The organism is Nitrincola lacisaponensis (genome assembly GCF_000691225.1).
Lineage (GTDB): Bacteria > Pseudomonadota > Gammaproteobacteria > Pseudomonadales > Balneatricaceae > Nitrincola > Nitrincola lacisaponensis.
The window spans coordinates 599,670-620,488 of record NZ_JMSZ01000016.1 but is presented as its reverse complement, the minus strand read 5'-3'; the positions used below and the strand labels follow the sequence as shown (position 1 = coordinate 620,488).

13 protein-coding genes, 1 tRNA gene and 1 pseudogene are annotated in these 20,819 nt (G+C 49.7%); 11 read left to right on the top strand and 4 right to left on the bottom strand.

The annotated features are described in order from the left end of the window. The first annotated feature begins 31 nt into the window (after positions 1 to 31). From ADINL_RS06215 to ADINL_RS06205, 3 genes are all read left to right on the top strand, one after another. A tRNA-Ile gene (locus tag ADINL_RS06215) sits at positions 32 to 108 on the top strand. Between the two features lie 156 nt (positions 109 to 264). Further along, a complete protein-coding gene (locus ADINL_RS15925; RefSeq protein WP_051632602.1) occupies positions 265 to 582 on the top strand; it encodes a hypothetical protein in 318 nt (105 codons plus the stop codon). A 319-nt stretch (positions 583 to 901) separates the two neighbouring features. Continuing rightward, positions 902 to 1,960, top strand: coding sequence for a hypothetical protein (locus ADINL_RS06205; RefSeq protein WP_036544934.1), 1,059 nt, complete (start codon positions 902 to 904; stop codon positions 1,958 to 1,960). 93 nt (positions 1,961 to 2,053) lie between these two features. Here ADINL_RS06205 and ADINL_RS16640 read toward each other — a convergent pair. After that, positions 2,054 to 2,356 (bottom strand): annotated as a pseudogene (locus tag ADINL_RS16640) (IS3 family transposase); the annotation flags it as partial. A 309-nt stretch (positions 2,357 to 2,665) separates the two neighbouring features. Between ADINL_RS16640 and ADINL_RS16350 the strand changes: the two are divergent. From ADINL_RS16350 to ADINL_RS06170, 7 genes are all read left to right on the top strand, one after another. Next, positions 2,666 to 2,875 carry a FitA-like ribbon-helix-helix domain-containing protein gene (locus ADINL_RS16350; RefSeq protein ID WP_152547620.1) on the top strand — a complete coding sequence of 70 codons (210 nt, stop codon included), beginning with the start codon at positions 2,666 to 2,668 and terminating at the stop codon, positions 2,873 to 2,875. Between the two features lie 82 nt (positions 2,876 to 2,957). Further along, positions 2,958 to 6,239, top strand: a complete 3,282-nt coding sequence (locus ADINL_RS06195) for a helicase-related protein (protein WP_204368209.1) — start codon at positions 2,958 to 2,960, stop codon at positions 6,237 to 6,239. 11 nt (positions 6,240 to 6,250) lie between these two features. Further along, entirely contained in the window at positions 6,251 to 8,092 is a 1,842-nt protein-coding gene (locus tag ADINL_RS06190) for a GmrSD restriction endonuclease domain-containing protein (protein WP_036544928.1), read from the top strand. Further along, a complete protein-coding gene (locus ADINL_RS06185) occupies positions 8,089 to 8,892 on the top strand; it encodes a DUF4391 domain-containing protein (RefSeq protein WP_036544926.1) in 804 nt (267 codons plus the stop codon). The genes ADINL_RS06190 and ADINL_RS06185 overlap by 4 nt, the downstream gene beginning before the upstream one ends. A gap of 16 nt (positions 8,893 to 8,908) precedes the next feature. Further along, positions 8,909 to 10,777, top strand: a complete 1,869-nt coding sequence (locus tag ADINL_RS06180) for a site-specific DNA-methyltransferase (RefSeq protein ID WP_036544924.1) — start codon at positions 8,909 to 8,911, stop codon at positions 10,775 to 10,777. Between the two features lie 12 nt (positions 10,778 to 10,789). Beyond that, the gene (locus ADINL_RS06175; protein ID WP_036544923.1) at positions 10,790 to 11,905 is read left to right on the top strand and encodes a Fic family protein; all 1,116 of its coding nucleotides are present in this window, start codon (positions 10,790 to 10,792) and stop codon (positions 11,903 to 11,905) included. Between the two features lie 317 nt (positions 11,906 to 12,222). After that, entirely contained in the window at positions 12,223 to 15,327 is a 3,105-nt protein-coding gene (locus ADINL_RS06170; RefSeq protein ID WP_036544921.1) for a type III restriction-modification system endonuclease, read from the top strand. 299 nt (positions 15,328 to 15,626) lie between these two features. Here ADINL_RS06170 and ADINL_RS06165 read toward each other — a convergent pair whose 3' ends face one another. The 3 genes from ADINL_RS06165 to ADINL_RS06150 all read right to left on the bottom strand — a co-directional run bounded on the left by ADINL_RS06165 (position 15,627) and on the right by ADINL_RS06150 (position 18,894). After that, positions 15,627 to 16,013 (bottom strand): hypothetical protein, encoded by a 387-nt coding sequence (locus ADINL_RS06165; RefSeq protein WP_036544919.1) that lies wholly within the window; start codon positions 16,011 to 16,013, stop codon positions 15,627 to 15,629. Between the two features lie 263 nt (positions 16,014 to 16,276). Beyond that, entirely contained in the window at positions 16,277 to 17,203 is a 927-nt protein-coding gene (locus ADINL_RS06155) for an LAPAL motif-containing putative phage structural protein (RefSeq protein ID WP_036544916.1), read from the bottom strand. A gap of 1,070 nt (positions 17,204 to 18,273) precedes the next feature. Continuing rightward, positions 18,274 to 18,894, bottom strand: coding sequence for a DUF1294 domain-containing protein (locus ADINL_RS06150; RefSeq protein ID WP_036544914.1), 621 nt, complete (start codon positions 18,892 to 18,894; stop codon positions 18,274 to 18,276). Between the two features lie 224 nt (positions 18,895 to 19,118). Here ADINL_RS06150 and ADINL_RS06145 point away from each other — a divergent pair, with 224 nt between their 5' ends. After that, the gene (locus ADINL_RS06145; protein WP_036544912.1) at positions 19,119 to 20,789 is read left to right on the top strand and encodes a VRR-NUC domain-containing protein; all 1,671 of its coding nucleotides are present in this window, start codon (positions 19,119 to 19,121) and stop codon (positions 20,787 to 20,789) included. The last annotated feature ends 30 nt before the right edge of the window (positions 20,790 to 20,819 follow it).

The following is a 20,819-nucleotide window of genomic DNA, read 5'->3' as shown; positions in this document are numbered from 1 at the left end:
ACGAACCGGTATCATTGGCGCTCGTTTTTCAGGGCCTATAGCTCAGTCGGTCAGAGCAGCGGACTCATAATCCGTTGGTCCCAGGTTCAAGTCCTGGTGGGCCCACCATTTCAAGCTTAAAAAATACTTAAAAATCAGCGCATTAAGGATTGATAAGTATTTTCCGCTACGCCTGATGACCTCACGGATTTCCAAACGGTACAATTTCGGTACACTGACAAAGTGCAACGGTACAGTCAGGTACAAGGAAAGTGAGGAAATAGCATGGCTATAATTGTCAGAACAGAGTCCAAAACCTGGAAAGCCCTCATCCGCAAAAAAGGCTTCCCAACGACTGTAAAAACCTTCAGAACAAAACGCGATGCCGAAGATTGGGCACGACGTACTGAAGATGAAATGGTTTGTGGCGTTTATATTCAACGCGCCCCTGCCGAGCGAATGCTTTTCAGTGACGCCCTTGATCGTTATATCAAAGAAATATCTTCCAAGAAGCGCGAGCGGACTCAAAAAGCTGAATTAACCAGGGTACCACCACTCAAAGCTTACTCCGGCAAATACTCCTTAGCAGCAATCACTCCATAACTTATTGCAAAGTATCGTGACCAACGATTGTCTGGCCATGATCGTCTTGATAAGGACGGCAAACCCAAAGCCTGCTCAAGTAATACGGTTCGTTTGGAGTTAGCGCTACTGGGTCATCTCTTCAATATCGCAATCAAAGAATGGGGTATTGGACTCACCTACAACCCAGAAACCAATGTTGACCGCCCTGCTCCTGGTCTATACATTGGTGATAAGCACAAACGATGATGACTAAAGATATCTACAACTCGCTCTCAGAGGTTCATCAGGTGTAGGATTACCCAGCTAGATATGTCATTCGTTAAGGGAGAAACTATCTGTGCTGATTTTTAGGTACATAAACGGCCGCGTTGTGCCCATGGAGGTTCAGCACGAGTACCAGTCCGCGCGCACATATCAACGCTTACACAAACCCGGAAAAAAGCAGCCAACCAGCTGGCTGGCCAAAGAGCACTTCCGGTCATCAGCCGCATACGTGAACCCTAATGCCAAGTGCCCTGTGTGCGGAGCAGAAATTTTCTATTATGAGCATTCTAACGGAGCCAAGGTCTACTTTGACGAACTTGGTCCCCCTTGGCCAAAGCATCCTTGCACTGATAACGGGTATTTCAATACTGTAGCACCCACGTTATTCAACAGAGAAAAACAAACAGTAACTGAAAATATAATGCCTCATACACCATCCTGGAGAGATCACGGATGGATACCTGCAAAAGTAACCAGAGTGAGCGACCGGGACAGCTTGGGCAACTTCGAAGTCACCTGCCAGTCTGAAGGCTTACTATTTTCTGTGCGAATTACACTTCCAACACGTAAGAAACTTCATATTGGTTTAGAGAGCGTCAAAGACGCCCTCATCCAGCAAAGACAAGAAAAAAATCAACTAACTGTCTCGATTCAGTCAGGAATCTCTGAGAAAACATTAGACGGTGTAATTCTTGGGAAGGTAGTGCCAGCTCATACCGATTCTTACGAACTGAAACAGCTTAAGTTGCAAATGCCCAATGACGATGGAAGCCTTGCTCTCTTAATAGGGCACTCTGAGGAGGGTGAGCTTTTCTTCATCTTTGATCTAACCAATACAGAACATAAAGAATTTATGGATGGCCTGATCAAATCAAGAGAATCAACATTTCTTCACTATACCAAAAGTTCACAAAGCACCGAGAAATTCTCTCGTAGTATTACAGAAGCTAAATTCAGTTCAGTAAGTAAGATCGAAAGCCACCCTATACAGTGCATAAAAAGATTTCTGACCCCTTCACAGAGAGCAGAGGCAATATCAAAAGGCAAAGCGAAGCGAGGCGGCAATTCATCTATGGCAGATGCCTTCAAAGATGCATTCAAGAACCAAAGCAAACGCGACGGAAAGGACTAGCTCCGGCCAAGAGTTACAGAACAAACAGCGAGATTGACCTCTAAAAACCACTACACAAAAGCTATAGAGAGATCTTGATATACATACACAGAACATCCATTCGCGTACAGCTTGCAACGAAGCAAAGCCGTTTGATGGCCATTGCGGACAGTATTTGACCGTTTTAAAGAGTGACTCAGAGTAAGGGTTGTCGTTACTCACCCGTGGGCGGCTATGCGACATCAACATCCCTAATTCAGCTAAGCGGGTACGCAGGGTATAAGACGTCATCGGTGCACCATTATCTGAGTGCAACACCGGCGGGTTATGTCAGCACCCCTCGCGGATGAGAGCCCGTTCGATGAGGTGTTTTGCCAGCTCACCGGACTCCGCATCATGGACTTCCAAATCAAGTATGGGCAGGTGACAAGCAGGTAGCCGCCTACCTTGGAAGGTTGCTCTCAGACGTTTAGAAAAACTATGAAACCCTATAAAAACAGGAGGATCACTGAGATCACAACCCTGACACAGGGACAGTGTCAATCTAAAAAAACAGATTATCGTCCTCGAGTATCCCAAAAAATCAACATACAAACCATGGTGAAAAATCTTGATGCTCACATCAAGAACATCCGGGAAGTGCTTACAAAACTGTAAGTTAAATCTTGCCTCAAGCCCGAGCACACCCTAAACTGCATGCATTGTATGCACCAGAGGACATTCATGATGGCGATGTTGACCGTCCGTAATCTGCCTGACGAGATTCATCGGGCACTGCGTATCCAAGCAGCGCACAACGGACGCAGCATGGAAGCCGAAGTCCGGGCTATCCTATCCACTGCAGTGGAGGACAAAGGTTCGACCCAAGCGATTGATGAGGCTGAGGCCCACCAGCAGACTGAAACCCAAGAACAGGACAAACAGAGCTGTTCATAAATGATTCTAGGGAAGCAGGGCCTTCCACTGTTGACGTGTAAACACCCAGGCTGGCATGCCCACAGGAGGGCCGATTTTGGAGATGATCGACAACATCAACCGCTTGCTCGGTGACGACCTGAAGGAAACCGTCACGCCGGGCTCCAGGCTGAAAATTGCGGCCTCCTGCTTCTCCATCTATGCCTTTGAAGCCCTGAAAACCGAGCTTACAAACATTGACAGCCTGGAGTTCATTTTCACCGCGCCCACCTTCGTTCCCAACGAAGTCACGGACCGCATGAAGAAAGAGCGCCGCGAGTTTTTTATCCCCAAAATTCAACGGGAAACCGGACTCTACGGCACTGAGTTCGAAATTCAGCTGCGTAACAAGCTCACCCAGCGTGCAGTGGCGCGGGAGTGCGCTGCCTGGATACGCAAGAAAGCCAGCTTCCGTTCCAACAAAACCAAGGCCTCCATGCAGCCCTTCGTGCATGTTGAACATCAAGGCAAAGGCAGCGCCTACATGCCTGTTAACGGCTTCACCGCTGTCGATCTAGGCTATCAGCAAAGTGATGCTGTCTCCAATTTCGTAAACCGAATGGATGACCCGGCACATGCTAAAATGTACCTGCAGCTGTTCAACCAAATTTGGTCAGATCCGAACAAGGTTCAGGATGTAACCACCGCGATTTGTGATCATATCGAATCTGTCTACCAAGAGAACTCGCCAGAGCGGATCTACTTCACCATGCTCTACAACATCTTTCGTGACTTCCTGGAAGACGTTGACGAAGATGTACTTCCCAAGGATCTAACTGGCTACCGGGACACTCTGGTTTGGAACAAGCTGTTCAACTATCAAAGGGATGCTGCCACCGGCATCATCAACAAGCTGGAAACTCATAACGGCTGCATTCTGGCCGACAGCGTTGGCCTGGGAAAGACGTTCACAGCACTGGCGGTTATCAAGTATTACGAGCTGCGCAACCGTGCTGTACTGGTCCTGTGTCCAAAGAAACTGGCGGACAACTGGCGCAACTACAACAGCAACCTGACCACCAATATCTTCGCCAAGGACCGGTTCAACTATGACGTGCTCTGCCATACCGATCTCACGCGAACCTCAGGCGAATCCTTCGGCATCCCGCTTAACCGCGTAAACTGGGGCAATTACGACCTTGTCGTCATCGATGAGTCGCACAACTTCCGCAACAACGATGTGTACCGTGACCGGGAAACCCGCTACCAGAAGCTGATGCGCAAGGTGATTCAGGCCGGTGTCAAAACCAAGGTCCTGATGCTGTCTGCAACACCCGTGAACAACCGCTTTACCGATCTGCGTAACCAGCTGGCACTGGCCTATGAGGGCGAATCGGATGCACTGGGGCAACACCTCAAAATAAACACCAGCGTGGAAGAGATCTTCCGCCGGGCACAAAAGGCATTCAACGAGTGGTCTGCCCTACCACCGGAAGAGCGCACCGCTGCGTCTATCCTGAAGGCTCTGGACTTCGATTTTTTCGAGCTGCTGGACGCCGTAACTATCGCCCGATCGCGCAAGCATATCCAGACGTTCTACGACACCAGCGATATCGGCCAATTTCCTGAGCGCCGCAAACCCCTGTCATTCCATTGTCCAATTACCAGTCGTGACGATGTTTCGGATCTGAATACCATCTTCGGGCAACTGTCACTGCTCAAACTGGCGGTCTATGCGCCGATCAGCTACATACTGCCAAGCCGATTGCGTAAATATGAGGAGATGTACGACACCCAGGTTGAAGGCGGCAAAGGCAAACTGAAACAGGCCGACCGTGAGCGTAGCTTGCAGGCGCTGATGACAACCAACCTCCTCAAGCGTCTGGAAAGCTCCATATATGCCTTCAGGAAGACGCTGGGCGTCCTTCAGGGCAATATTCAGCGAACACTGGAGGCAATAGACGCATTCGGACAAAACGGCCTTAGCGACGATATCAGCGACGACCTGGCTGATTTCAGCGGTTTCGACCCGGATGATGAAGATTTGTCCGGCCTTAACGACTTCACCGTTGGCAAGAAGATCAAAATCAGCCTGGCTGATATGGATCTGCCATCCTGGCGGCATGAGTTGTCAGCTGATTTGGTGTTGATTGAGGCCCTGCAGGAGAGCATCAACAAGATCACCCCTGAAGACGACGCCAAGCTTCAGCACCTCCTGGAGCTGATTCGCCGTAAAATCGAACAACCCATCAATCCCGGCAATCGGAAGGTACTGATCTTTACCGCCTTTGCCGACACCGCCCACTACCTGTACGACAACTTGGTCCCGCTGGCACACCAACTTGGCCTGAATGTTGGCAAAGTCACCGGCTCAGACGCACCCAAATCCACGCTGAAGAAGGCCTATGACTATCAAAGCCTGCTGACACTGTTCTCCCCTCGCTCCAAGGAGAAGGCCATTGCCTTGCCCAATGAGACTGCAGAGCTGGATATCCTGATTGGTACCGACTGCATCTCCGAAGGCCAGAACCTGCAGGACTGTGACTACCTGATCAACTACGACATCCACTGGAACCCGGTGCGGATCATTCAACGCTTTGGCCGGATTGACCGCATAGGCTCACCCAACAGCCAGATCCAACTGGTCAATTACTGGCCCGATATCACCCTGGATGAGTACATCAACCTCAAGGAGCGCGTCGAAAATCGCATGGTGATCTCCGACATTACCGCAACCGGGGATGACAACGTACTCACCGCCAAATCCAGCGATATTGCGTACCGCAAGGAACAGCTCAAGCGCCTGCAAGATGAAGTCATCGAGCTGGAAGACGTCAAAGCCGGTATATCCATCACCGACCTGGGCCTGAATGACTTCCGCATGGACCTGCTTAATTACGTCAAGGAGCATGGCGATCTGGATTCTGTTCCTCATGGCCTGCATGCCGTAGTACCCGCGCAGCCGGAACGTGGTTTAGAGCCCGGTGTCATCTTCTCCCTGAGAAACATCCATGACGGCGTCAACATCAACCAGCAGAATCGCCTGCACCCTTACTATCTGGCCTACATCGCGGAAGACGGTAAGGTAGTTGCAGATCATACTGAAGTTAAACGCTTACTGGACCTGATCCGCTCCAGTTGCAAAGGCAAACCCGAGCCGATTCAGTCAGTGTGTCGCACCTTCAACGACCGCACCCAAGACGGTCGTCACATGGATGCCTACTCCGAGCTGTTGAGTGAAGCGATTCACTCCATGATCGAAGTAAAAGAAGAAAGTGATATCGACAGCCTGTTCAGTGGCGGGCGCACCACAGCACTGACCACCACCATCAAAGGGCTGGATGACTTTGAGCTGATTGCCTTCCTGGTGATCGAACCAACTGCAGCAGACAACATTGAAGTGTAAAAGGAGTTCGCATGACTACATTCGACAGCACCAAGTCTTCGCTACGTGACCTGCTGCGTGACATTCGTGAAGGGAAAATTCAGCTGCCCGACTTTCAGCGCGGTTGGGTCTGGGACGACGACCACATCCGCGATCTATTGGTAAGCATTGCCCGTTCATTCCCTATTGGGGCAGTAATGTTGCTTGAAACCGGTGGTGACGTGCGCTTTCAGACAAGGCCCGTGGAAGGTGCTGAATCAGGCATACCGAAGGACCAGCAGCCTGAAAAGCTGATCCTTGACGGACAGCAGCGCCTGACCACCTTGTCCCAGGCACTTGCTTCCAACAGCTTCGTTAATACACGTACCTCCAAGGGCAAGTCGATCAAGCGCTATTACTATTTCGATATCAAGAAGGCGCTGGACAACCCTCTGGCACTTGATGAAGCCATCATTGCCGTGGATGAAAACCGGCAACGCCGAACAAACTTCGGCCGGGATGTTGAACTGGACCTATCGACAAGGGAGTTGGAATGCCAACAACTTTGCTTCCCATGCAGCCAGATTATGGTGTCGGATGACTGGGAAGCCACGCTACACAAGGTTGCACCTGAACATTTTGGAACGTACATGGACTTTCGCAACCTGGTACTGACGCCCTTCCGTAACTACCAGTTACCGGTCATTCTTCTGAAAAAAGAGACCACCAAAGAAGCTGTCTGCCTAGTATTCGAGAAGGTCAACACGGGCGGGGTATCCCTGTCAGTATTCGAGTTGATTACAGCCAGCTACGCTGCCGATGGCTACAACTTGCGCGATGACTGGTTTGGCTCACGTCAGAGAAATGTCGAATCACGTAAAGCCAAAATTGAAAAAGACGAACTGCTCAAAGGAATTGAAGCGACCGAATTCCTGCAAGCCGTCAGCCTGCTGCACACCCACGAACAGCGCAAGACCGATCTTGCCGCAGGCAAAACGGGTAAACAGGTGCGTCCTGTTAGCGCCAAACGTGCGGATGTACTGCAACTGCCGTTATCAGCATGGCATACCTGGGCTGCGCCACTGGAAACGGGATTCAAATTAGCGGGGCGTTTTTTACGCAAAGAATGCTTTTATGGGCGTAAAGAGCTCCCCTACAGCACTCAGCTAGTCCCACTTGCTGCCGTACTTGCCCGGCTTGCAGAGCGCTGGCTTGAGCCGAAGATTTACGAAAAGCTCTCTCGCTGGTACTGGTGTGGTGTGCTGGGCGAACTGTATGGCGGCGCTGTCGAAACACGCATTGCCAATGATTATGAAGAGCTCCTGGTTTGGTTCGAGAACGATGAAGCTGTGCCACGAACTGTGCGCGACGCTAACTTCCACCCCGAACGCTTTAATACGCTACGATCCCGCTTGAGTGCAGCATACAAGGGCATCAATATCCTGGTACTGCGAGAAGGTGCCAAAGACTGGTTCTGGAAGGCCGGTATCCAGGAGCTGGATACCCATGAGGTCGCGCTGGATATTCATCATATCTTCCCGCGTGCATGGTGTGAGGCACAAGGCATATCCAGAGATCGCTATGACACACTGCTGAACAAAACACCGATCTCCTACAAAGCCAACCGGAAAATCGGTGGCGATGCTCCTTCACAGTATGTGGGCAAAATTCAATCTGAAAAGCAGGTTGGCCTTGCCGATCAAGAGATGGACGCATTGCTTGCCAGCCATGCGCTGTCACCAGCCCTGCTACGGGCCGACAACTTCGAAGAGTTCATCGAAGATCGCCGACGCCAGCTGTCAAAGCTGATTGAAAAAGCGATGGGCAAACAGCTGATCTCTGAAGTCGAAATAGAGCTTTCTTCTGCGGCCGAGAGCGAAACGGCAGCCTCATGAACGGAACCAGTTTCGCCCTGCTCAATTTCCCCAAGCAGGCCCACGTTGGCAGCGTGGTCCACAAGCGGAAGATCTATGAGCACACCAATGCCGATACCGCCCTCAAGAATCTGTTCGTCCAGCAAGTCGAGCAGATCACCTGGGGCTACAAGCTGGCACCTGAAACCATAAACGTCCCATCAACGGAGGCGATCAGCGAGATCCAGGTATTTCAGGTCTCGCAGAAATCGTCTCAATTGGATCACAGGGTCCTGCAGGCAATCGACAAGGCTATCCCCTTCCCGATTCTGTTTGAGGTATGCTACCACGACCAAATCAAGCTGGTGGCCGCCTACAAGCGGTGTCATGAAGCGGACACCACCCGTTGGGTAGTGGGCCGTTATTTTGAGAGCGAATGGCAGCCGGACACAGCCCCACGGGAGCCGTTACCTTTGGCGTTGAACCTGTCAGTGCTTTACGAACAGTTGCTGACACCGCTGGTATCAGCCAGTACCACTTCGGCAGAAAGTCCGCCGGTAGAAGGTATTCAGGATACGGCTGCACGCTACACCCTATTAGACCAGGCGGGTATCGATCCAGACACACCGAATAGAGCGGCACAAGCGGACCTTTCGCTGGAACAGCGCATTGCCTTTGCAGAAGCCATTGACGCCAAACAGAAAGAGATCGACCGCATGCACACCCGTTTAAAGCGTGAGAAGCACTTTAACAAGCGCGTAGCCATCAACAGCGCGCTGCGTGAAGCCAAACAACAGTTGGCGCGGCTGCAAGCCGGTCAGCCCACCACCATGAACCACTGAGTGTTAGAGACAAACCATGGATAAGTTGAAGATGCATAGCCCTGACCTGAGTCAGGACAATATCGCCAAAATCCGCGACCTTTTCCCCGGCTGCGTAACCGAAGCACGGGATAACACCACCGGCGAACTGCGTCTGGCTGTGGACTTTGATCAGCTCAAGCAAGAACTCAGTGACTATATTGTTGAGGGACCGAAAGAGCGTTACCGGTTGGACTGGCCAGGTAAGCGGGAGGCGCTTTTTTTAGCCAATGCCCCTACTGCTAAAACTTTGCGTCCAGTTGTCGACGAAAGTTTAGCTTTCGATACAACGCAAAACTTGTTCATCGAAGGCGATAACCTCGAGGCGCTAAAGCTTCTCCAGGAAAGCTATCTCGGCAAAGTCAAAATGATCTACATTGATCCGCCGTACAATACAGGAAAAGATTTTATTTATGATGATGACTTCTCTGAAAAATCAGAAGATTTTTTAGTCCGATCAAATCAAAAAGATGACATAGGAAATCGTTTATTAGCGAATACTGAATCTAATGGACGCTTTCACTCTGACTGGCTATCGATGATGATGCCAAGACTTCGCTTGGCTAAAAACGTCTTATCAGATGATGGAGTTATATTCATAAGCATAGATGACTGTGAAATAAACAACTTGAGAAGTCTATGCGATGAGGTATTCGGATCTGATAATTTTATCGCTTCAATCATATGGCACAAAATGGATAGTCCAAAAAACTCAGCAAAATATTTAAGTGAAGATCACGATTATATATTGCTATATGCCAAGAACTCAGAAAAATGGCGCCCTCGACTATTGCCACGAAGTGGAAAAATGATAGAGCGTTACCAAAATCCTGACAACGACCCTCGCGGACCTTGGCTTCTAGGCGACTTGGCTGCTCGAAACTTTTACAGCAAGGGTGTTTATCCGATTACAACTCCATCAGGAAAATTAATTAGCGGCCCACCCGCAGGTAGCTACTGGAGAATTTCGCAAGAAAAATTTGATGAACTATCTGCTGATAACAGAATCTGGTGGGGAACGTCTGGTGATAATAGACCGGGAATTAAAAAATTCTTGTCAGAAGTACGAGATGGAGTAATTCCCCAGACATACTGGTCATGGAAAGAAGTTGGTAGCACACGTAACGCTAAACAGGACTTAAGGAAACTGCTAAATGCATCGTCTGGGGATCAGATATTTATAACACCAAAGCCCGTAAAACTCATTGAGAGAATGTTAGATATCGCAACATCTCCTGACGAGAACGCAATTATCTTAGACTTTTTCGCAGGCTCAGGCTCAACTGCTCATGCGGTAATGAGAAAGAACTCTAACGATGGAGGAAACAGGAAGTGGATTTCCGTACAGCTTCCTGAGCCTGCTTCAGATAATAAAACTATATCTGATATGTGCCTAGATAGAGTCAGACAGGCTGGCATTGAAGCAATCGAAACAGGATCTAGTGAAAGCTGGGATAAAGACATTGGATTCAGGTTCCTAAAGATTGACTCATCCAACATGAAAGACGTGTATTACCGCCCAGATGAGATATCTCAGACCGACCTGCTGGACGCTGTTGATAACGTCAAACCGGACCGTACAGCCGAAGACCTGCTGTTCCAGGTACTGGTGGACTGGGGCGTTGATCTGACACTGCCGATCCGCCGTGAAACCATCCAGGGCAAAACCGTCTTCTTCGTCGATGAGAACGCATTGGTCGCCTGTTTCGATCAGGGCGTCAGCGAAGCACTGGTCAAAGAGCTGGCCAAATCTGAGCCGCTACGTGTGGTCTTCCGTGATAACGGCTTTGAGTCCGATGCCGTGAAGATCAATGTGGAGCAGGTCTTCCGTCAACTGTCACCCACCACAGAAGTCAAAGCGATTTAATGGAGCCTCGCCATGCAGCCCTATGTGCCAGATACCCTCCCCATTGCCGAACTGGATTTCCGCCTGCTGTTACCCTTGGTTGGTCAGGCCAATGCCGCTTTGGCGCGTTATGATGGGTTGCTGCAAGGCATTCCAAACCCTGCCGTCATGCTCTCCCCGCTGACCACTCAGGAGGCGGTGCTGTCATCAAAAATTGAAGGCACCCAGGCAACCGTGGATGAAGTACTGGAGCAGGAAGCAGGTCTGATCAAGGAGGGCGAGAAATACAAGGATATTCAGGAGATATCTAATTACCGCACTGCCCTCTTTGCCGCCCGTGAGTATTTGGAGTCTTACCCGATCCGTCTGGGCTTTATCCGTGAACTGCATCGCATTCTGATGGACAGTGTTCGCGGACAGGATAAAACACCAGGCGAATTTCGCAAGGACCAGAACTGGATTGGCCGGGCCGGATGCACAATCGAAAACGCAACTTTTGTCCCCCCAAACCCGGTACAACTGCCTGATTATCTGTCGGTTTGGGAGCACTACCTGGACAGTGATGATATCGACTTTCTCATCCAGACGGCCGTCGTCCATGCTCAGTTTGAACTGTTGCACCCCTTCAAGGACGGTAATGGCCGTATTGGTCGAATACTGATCCCTTTATTTTTGTATCAGAAACGGGCGCTCTCACAGCCCATGTTCTACCTGTCCGAGTACCTGGAGCACAACCGGGATGAATACTACGAGCGCCTGAAAGCAATTTCAGCCGAGAGGGACTGGAACGGCTGGATTGCTTTTTTCCTCCGGGGCGTTAGCCAACAGGCGGAAGAAAACAGCCATCGAGTACAGCAGATCCGCTCGCTGTATGATGAGATGAAACAAGCTATTCAGGAGACAACGCGCTCGCAATACACGGTTCATCTTCTGGATGCCATTTTCAGCAAGCCCATATTCAGAACATCGGACTTAAGTGCCCAGCTTTACCGTGATTTCGGTATCCATGAGAAAACTGCTCCCAACTTGCTACGGCAGTTAAGAGATGCCGGTATTCTGCAGGAACTGGAGCCTAGCAGCGGACGACGCCCCGCAACACTATGCTTTCCCAAGCTGATCAATCTGGCTGAAGGACGTGATGTATTGTGAGCCATTTGTGGAGTCCGCAATGGCAACAAATGACCTTGTGGAGCGCAAAATTAAATATAGACTCCTCAAACTCGATAGTAGAGTTTGTAGACTCCACTACAGCCTCAGTACTGACTTACAAAGAGAACAATAGAGAGTCACAAAGAGAATGACTGTTTTATCCTTTATATTCAATACATTAAATCTCTATTTAGTCTCTTTTTTTCGACAAGAGCACAAAGAGAAAATACATTTGAGGAGCCTAAAATCAACTTTGGACTCTACAAACTGCGTAATGGAGTCCAGCGGCTCCACAAACTGTTGGGGGCAATAGCAGGATGAAGCTCAAATTCAAAACCCAGGCCTACCAGACCAATGCCGTTGAGTCTGTGGTGGACTGCTTTGCTGGACAACCCAAACAGGATGGTATTACCTACCGCCTTGATCCGGGCAGCAAACAGCAGGCCAGCGCTTACGAAGAAGGCTTCAAGAATACCGACTTGGCATTGACAGAGGTTCAGCTACTGGAGAACATTCAGCAGGTGCAGCGCCGACAGAACCTGCCGGTTACTCAGGCCCTGACTGACTTCACCACCTTCGATCAGAAAGGTAGTCGAGTGCCCGTCAAAGCGGACTACAAAAAGCAGGCACTGGCCGCAACACGGTTGCACCTGGATATCGAGATGGAGACCGGTACTGGTAAAACCTACTGCTACATCAAAACCATTTTCGAGATGAACAAGCGCTACGGCTGGAGCAAGTTCATAATCATGGTGCCCTCAGTCGCAATCCGCGAGGGTGTGCAGAAGTCGTTCCAGATCACCGCCGAGCACTTCACAGAGCACTACGGAAAAAAGGCGCGCTTCTTCATTTACAACTCCAAGCGCCTGCATGAGCTGGAAAGCTTTTCATCGGATGCCGGTATCAATGTGATGATCATGAACATCCAGGCCTTCAATGCGCGAGGCGCTGATAACCGGCGTATTTATGACGAGCTGGATGATTTCCAGTCGCGCAAACCCATTGATGTGATTGCAGCCAACAAGCCGATACTGATTCTGGATGAACCCCAAAAAATGGAAGGCAAGGCCACCCAGGAAGCCCTGCCCCGGTTCAATCCGCTGATGATCCTGCGGTATTCGGCCACACACAAAACCCAGCATAATCGCATTCACCGGCTTGATGCGCTGGATGCCTACAACCAGAAGCTGGTGAAGAAGATTGCTGTTCGAGGTATCCAGACCCGCGGGCTTGCAGGGACCAATGCCTATCTGTATTTGGAAGGGATCGATATCTCAAAGAAGGCACCGGTTGCCCGTATCGAGCTTGAAGTGAAGCTGCAGTCTGGCGTGATCAAGCGGCAGCTGCGCCGTTTGGAGTTCCGTGACGACCTGTTTGTGGAGTCAGGCGAGCTGGATCAGTACCGGGACGGCTTCACAATCAGCCAGATCGACTTCAACAACGACACCGTCGAATTCACCAACGGTGTTGTTTTGAAGGCGGGAGAAGCCACGGGCGACGTATCCGAACGGGATATCCGTCGCATCCAAATTCGGGAAACGATCAAGGCCCACCTGGACCGTGAAAAGCAGTTGTTTGCCCAGGGCATCAAGGTGCTGTCGCTGTTCTTTATCGATGAAGTGGCCAAATACCGCGACTACGACCAAGACGATGACCAAGGCGAATATGCACGTATTTTCGAGGAAGAATACCAGCTCCTGAAAGATGAATATCTGTCAGAGCTGGCCATCGACAACGAAGCCTATCGCAAGTACCTGGAACAGATTGAGGCAGGTAAAACGCACAACGGCTACTTCTCGGTCGACAAAAAGACAAATCGCCTGAAAGACCCGAAAACAGGGGCGAAAGCGGTTGATTCTGATGATGTGGACGCCTATGACCTGATTTTGAAGGACAAGGAGCGCCTGCTGTCCTTTGAAGAGCCGACACGCTTTATCTTCTCCCATTCCGCACTGCGCGAAGGCTGGGACAACCCCAACGTGTTCGTCATGTGCATGCTTAAGCACAGCGACAACACCATTTCGCGCCGCCAGGAAGTCGGCCGTGGCTTGCGTCTGGCGGTAGACAGGCATGGTGACCGTATGGACCACCCTGCTGTCGTGCATGACATCAATGTTCTGACAGTAGTTGCCAGCGAAAGCTACAGGGATTTCGTTGCAGGCTTGCAGCAGGAGATCACAGCCACGCTGACGGCACGGCCTCGCCAGGCGAATGAAGACTTCTTCACTGGCAAGGTACTGAACACTCAGGATGGCGAAGTTGAAGTCACGGCCGTAATGGCTAAGCAGATCTACCGCTACCTGCTGAAGAACGATTACACCGACGATGCGGATCATATCGCTGACCTTTACCACCAGGCCAAAGAGAGTGGCGATCTGGCCGAGCTGCCAGACGATCTGCGGCCCTATGCTGACCAAATATTCGAACTGATCGACAGCGTCTTCAGTGAAAATCAGTTGCCGAAACCGGAGGATGGCCGCAAACCCAAAACCAACCCACTCAACGCCAACTTCGACAAGAAGGAGTTCCGGGAGCTTTGGCAACGGATCAACCGCAAAGCCGTATATAAGGTCGACTTTGATTCTAACGAGCTGATCCAGAAATGCATCAGTGCCCTGGATGCCCATCTGCGGGTAACACCACTGCAGTACACCGTGCATAAAGGTATCCAGCAAGACGGGCTCACCGACGAACAACTGCGTAAAGGCGAAGGCTTCAAGGTTGAAGACACGACAACAGAGTACGGCGATTCCATTCATTCAATGGTCAAATACGACCTGCTGGGCAAGGTGGCCGAAAATACACAGCTGATCCGACACACTACGGCGGCGATACTGAAAGGCATCCAGGCTGCAGTATTCAAGCAGTTCCAGCAGAACCCGGAGCACTTCATTTCGGAAGCCAGCCGCCTGATCACCGAACAAAAGGCAGCCATGGTCATCGAACGCCTGGCATATGACGAAGTCGACGAACGCTACGATGTCGATATCTTCATGGCCAACCAGACCGGCCAAGACTTCTCACGCGCCTCAGCCAAGCTGAAAAACCACGTCTACGACTACGCTATTACAGACTCAGCCGTAGAGCGTGAATTCGTCAAAGAGTTGGATACCAGCAGTGAAGTCGTGGTGTATGCGAAGCTGCCAAAAGGCTTCCTGATCCCAACACCGGTAGGCGACTACAACCCGGACTGGGCAATATCTTTCCGCAACGGCAGCGTGCGCCACATCTACTTTGTAGCTGAAACGAAAGGGACAATGTCCTCCATGAAACTGCGCGAGATCGAGAAGACCAAAATCGAGTGTGCTCGGAAGTTCTTCAATGAGATCAGCCAGCAGATAACTGAGGACAAGGTGAAATATGACGTGGTGACGGACTATGCGAAGTTGATGGACATAGTTGGTCCAACAGTAACAGCCTGATGCAGGGGCTGGGTCACCAGGAGAACGGTGGCTTGGCCCTTAACGCTAGTGGCGTTTAGATCTTTCAAATCCTTTTATAGCAGTATCTTGCCTGGACTATTTCCAACAGAAGCAGCCGCCGAGTTAATATACCAAAGCAGGCTTTCAAGACTGTAACTGGCCCAAAGTGGTCATCGGGTTCATAAAAAACAGGCAAGTTACCAATACCTGATTGCCTAAAGCACTGTGCTTGCTTAAAGGGATAAAGTGTAAGTAATAGGCTGCACTACGGTCACTTATTAGAAGTAATTCCGATGAATTCACTCAGTACTGATCGATATTCTGCCAGAATTAAAGTCACTCCCCGCAGTGGCATATTTTTCCACTGCACTATCAAGCTTCATTTGCAGCCTTGACCTAGCTTCATCAGAAATACCTTGACGCGAAAGGGCATTCTCAATACTTTTTATATCTCGCATCAACTGGGCTTCATACTTAACCAATTCTAATGGCTTACCAAACCTACAAAAAAGCCAGACAATTCCAGCTGATACTACAGCGACAACAATACCACTGACAGAGAATAATATAGTCTGCCACTTATCATCTGCAAACTGAGCAATACAAGAGTTGCTTAGAGTACTAAGCGAACCAAACCAAAAGGCCATAGTTCCAATTTGGTTAACAGACTTCTCTTTTTCAGCCATGACTACACCCGCCCCTCCCAGTGCAGTGATCATCAATCAACATCAACTTATCGATCAAAGAGTCAGTAGCAGAGACCTTGGTAACATGTACCTGTCCGTCAGTACCTTTGACAGTGATAATAAGAGTGTGTTTACGCACATATCGAGCCATTGCCCAGCGAACAATCAAACGTCCCAGTTGCCAAAAACCAGGCAGAAGTACTAACCCTGACACAACTATCAGAATATTCAGTATTTGTTCAGTCTGCGGCATAAACATCACCTTAGGTAAGACGGCGATTCTTGCTGGCAAAGTGCCGGTCAACCGATTTGATAACCCGCTTATAGCTCGAGCGTCTTACACTGGAGGTCTTGACCTCCTCCAGCGTCACCTCAAAAAGGTCTTCCTTGGAAAAAGCCTGCTGGTTACCTTGCACTTTTTTCAGAAATGCCCCATCAGCCATTTCGACAGCAAAATCTTTGTCAGTCTCATTACCGATAACTGCACGCCAGCCGCTAGATCCGTCGAAATTCACCTGAGTGAAGTGGACCGTTACACTCTCAGTAGCACTTTCTGTTTCCACCAAGTTCTGCGCAGGCACGGTACTATAGTAGTGAGCCTCTTCTTCCTTAACCTCAACTAGCAACTCAGACTTGGTTTCGTCGGATAAATCAGTCTTCAGAATCTTGAATACCCCACCCTCAACACCACTAATGGGTGCTTGGATCACATTGTGCAGCGCATCACGTACTTTTTTATCAGTGGCCAGACGTGCAACAGCCTTCGGACATTCGACAGTCTCAATCGCACCACCTTCTTCCGACAACACCACAATTTTGGCAGTACTTGTGGACTCGTCAATCTCCACATTAACAACCTTGCGCGACCCCATCTGACGCACGACCTCCATCAAGCCTCCACCTGTCATGGCACCAGCAGCAGCGAAGCCAAGCATTTTCAAGATGTCTAATGTTTCTGCATTGGAGGCCATCAGTAGGAAGTCGACGATCAGCGAGCCTTCTTTTGGCGGAGCGGTAACGGACACCGTGATCTCTGAACCCTTGCCAATCTGCTTATTGGCGTTGTTAAGTAGCTCGCAGACAGAAAGAATAGCCTTTCCAAGGGTGTGTGCATCCATAATATGACGACTCAAATCACCCTCTTTATCGTCATAAGAAATAGAAAATGCTTCCTTGTATGCCTTATCCATGAATACTCCTACCAGAAAAAGTCAAGGCCAAGCATCTGCTTGACCTTACTCACAGTAGGCGCAAAGCACCCACCTCGTCTTGCAAATAATCTCACAAGCCCCTTACGTTTGCATCCACTATTTGGCACACCGATTACCTATAGCACTGCCGATTGACCGGTACTTGGCACTGGTAAATGCACAATTCGTTGATATTAAGTGAACTGTACTGTGGCTCCTCTGTGAAGCGTGATTTACGCATCATATGTTCCCCATCAGCATCGTTGCAATATAGCTGAGAACTCCAATTATGCCGGTTCGGTTTTAGGGAAGGGCTACAGTATCCCCTACCCCCAAATTATTAATCACTTAAAAACCAGATAATCCGGCATGATGTCCCATGAGGTCTGAGGCACATGCCATGAAGCAATCACGATACACGGAAAAACAAATCGTCATCGCTCCAAAAGTAAGCGGATCTGGGCATGCCGATTCCAAAGGTATGCCGCAAGCACTCATATTCTGAGCGACAAAGCTATCCCAGTAACGTCCGTGATGTGCGCAGAGCAGCCATTGCAGAGCAACCATTATAGCTTTGGCATCAAATTATCTGTTTAGTGTACGATACTTCGAGTCTATGCTTAATTCTTACGGCTCACTTGTTATTTCAGACGAACACTTCAACAACTTCATATAAATGGGCCTGCAAGCCTCTTTTGCCGGTACACTCCCGGTACACCCATAAGCTTGGTTCCCTTACCCAAAAATACGCTAACTTACTGTCACCAAAGTACTTTAGCCTACGCTCACTTACGCCAACATCCTATTGATTTATAAAGATTTATAGTTTAATATCCAAACTCATAATCCGTTGGTCCCAGGTTCAAGTCCTGGTGGGCCCACCATTTTTTTACCACATCCACGCTAAATTTCAATACAGAGCGGGTCATCCGTTTACAGCGATCAAAGCGCAACTCAAGATTACGGGCTCTGGCGACCTGCTTGTCGTAACCCGACCGAGCAATCTGCAGGACTCAGCAGCTCAACTCAATTTCACCTTTGCTCTAGAAGGCACACAAACATAATGCCAGCTACAGAAAATCACCTAAAAATTGAAGCAACTGCTGTCCTTGCTCAGTAATCAGCCAAGCAAAAGCGGCACAGTTGACAATACAGGTGACCCAAAACGTATTACGAAACGACTCTTTCTTAGACTTGTGTCTCAAGGTTTGTTGCGCAAATACAGCGCCAGGCCAACCGCCCAGCAATGCGCACAGATGCAAGGTACTCTCTGGAGTCCTTCTGCCACCATTTTTAGCTTGCTGCTTATCCATCCAGTACAACACATAAGTCGCGATACTGAGTCCCAGATACAGGAAAACTATCTCAACGGGCAGATGTGAAAACATCACACTCAACAACATAAATACCAGAAACAAACTGACAAGCCATATAGAAAAATGACTGCCTTTATTGCCGGCTTGTACCGATGTTCTGATTTGATCCGCCGAAAAGGCAATCTGCTCAGCACGAACCCTACCTCTGGCATCCTGACCCAGGCTGTATGTGACTAGCTGTCCAACTTCAGGGCGTCGCCGCCTGCTGGGAAAACCACTGATATGGAAAAATATATCTTTCCCATCAATAAGTGGCTGAATAAAGCCACAGCCTTTATTATCATCCCAAGCCTTGATTTTTCCCTTCTGACGCACGCTCGATACTCCTAATCTGTTATAGCCATGAGGTGACAATATGCTGTAAACGTCTGAATATAATAAAAATCAAACTAAAACGCACTGCTTTAACACAAGGTAATCTTACTGATACGCCAACATCCATTACTCGCCTATACAGAACTCATCAAGTAACCTGAACCCTGTACGTTTTTCAACGGCAACCCAATCAACCCTGAACAAACTTGCCGTACAATATCCCCATGGACCTGACTAGCCTTTCACCTACGTCACTGGACGATCCACTCTATTACCTGCGCAATGCCCAGCAGGTCGTTCAGTTGTGTCTGAACCAGTATGCCGATCTGCTACTGCCAGACGAAATTCGACAGTTGGAAGAGTTACTGTTACTGGATGAGTCCGCACAGGCGTTACTGATCCGTATGGTGATGCGTAAAGGGGTGTTATTCCGCAAGGATAATCTGAACTACCACGAAGTGCCTGATCTGGAAGTCGCCCTGCAACAGTTGCAAGTGACAGGGTTGGTCGATGATCAACCTGAGTTATCACTACAAGCACTGTGCGATCTCTGTCGACGCGAAGAGTGCTTGCTACTGGCTCGCCAACGTCTGCCTGAACAAAGACTGGTCGCATCCATGCGCAAATCAGATCTGGTGGCGATGCTCGTTGAACAGGGTTCAGATCAGCAAACGCTGCACAGCTGGTGGTCAGAAGCACCCTTTGAACTGGTGGAACTGAGCTGTACCCCTCTGTTTGATCGTGTACGGCTGATGTTCTTTGGCAACCTCTATCAAAGTTGGTCAGAATTTGTGCTGACCGAGCTGGGCCTTCAGCAGTTTGAACCGGTTGCATTTACTCCAGAATCCAGGCCGTTTCAGCATCGTGACGAGGTCGATCTGTATCTGCAGTTACAGCAGTTGCGAGAACGGGTTGAGGCCGGTGAAGACATCGAAGCCCTGTGCCAATCCCTGCCAGAGCCGATTGACTGTGACTGGATACACTATCGCTATCAGAAGGTGCTGTTTCAGCTCGGGCATGAAGCGGAGCGGCGCCAGCAGATAGAATTGGCACTGCAGCTTTACCAGCAGAGCCAACACCGTGAAGCACGCTTACGTACCCTGAGAGTGCTGGAAAAACGGGAATTAGCCGAGCAGGTATTTGCCCTGGCAACGCAAGCACATGAGCAGATACGCCAGCCTGAAATTCGAATCGGGTTACAGCGTATTCAGCAGCGTTGTGCGCGTAAAGCCGGTCTGGATTTCAGTCCACCGGAATCCATCAAGGTGCCAGTCCATGCGCTAACCCTGCCCAAACCTGAGTATATCAGGGTAGAAAGTGCCGTGATTGAATTCCTGTCGGATGCTGACACGCAGTTATATCATGTCGAAAACCATCTGTTTACCGGCCTGTTTGCGCTGCTGTTTTGGCCAGCTCTGTATGCACCCTTACGTGGTGCCTTTTTCAATCCATTTCAGTCAAGTCCTGCCGATCTGTTCCGACCCGACTTTACTGAAGGACGATCCGAGTTGATTGCATCAGCGTTTGAGCAGTTAAGCACAGGCGCTTATCGACACACTATCCTGCAGCGCTTTGAGCAGAAACAGGGTATCAGTTGCTCGCTGATCTATTGGCCCAGTCTACAACCCGAACTGGTTGAAGCCGCCCTGAAGCTGATCCCGGCCACGCACCTTGAAGCGATTTTTCGCCACCTGCTGCTCGATCTACGCAACCACCGCCGTGGCCTGCCCGATTTGATCGAACTGAATCGAGCAACCGCATGCTATCGTCTTATTGAAGTGAAAGGCCCGGGCGATCGCCTACAGGATCATCAGCGTTTATGGATGCAGACCATGCTGGCACACGACATTCCGGTGAGCGTATTGCATGTACGCTGGGATGAAGAAAACACATGAAAGTGGCCGTGCGCTACTTATGCGAATTTG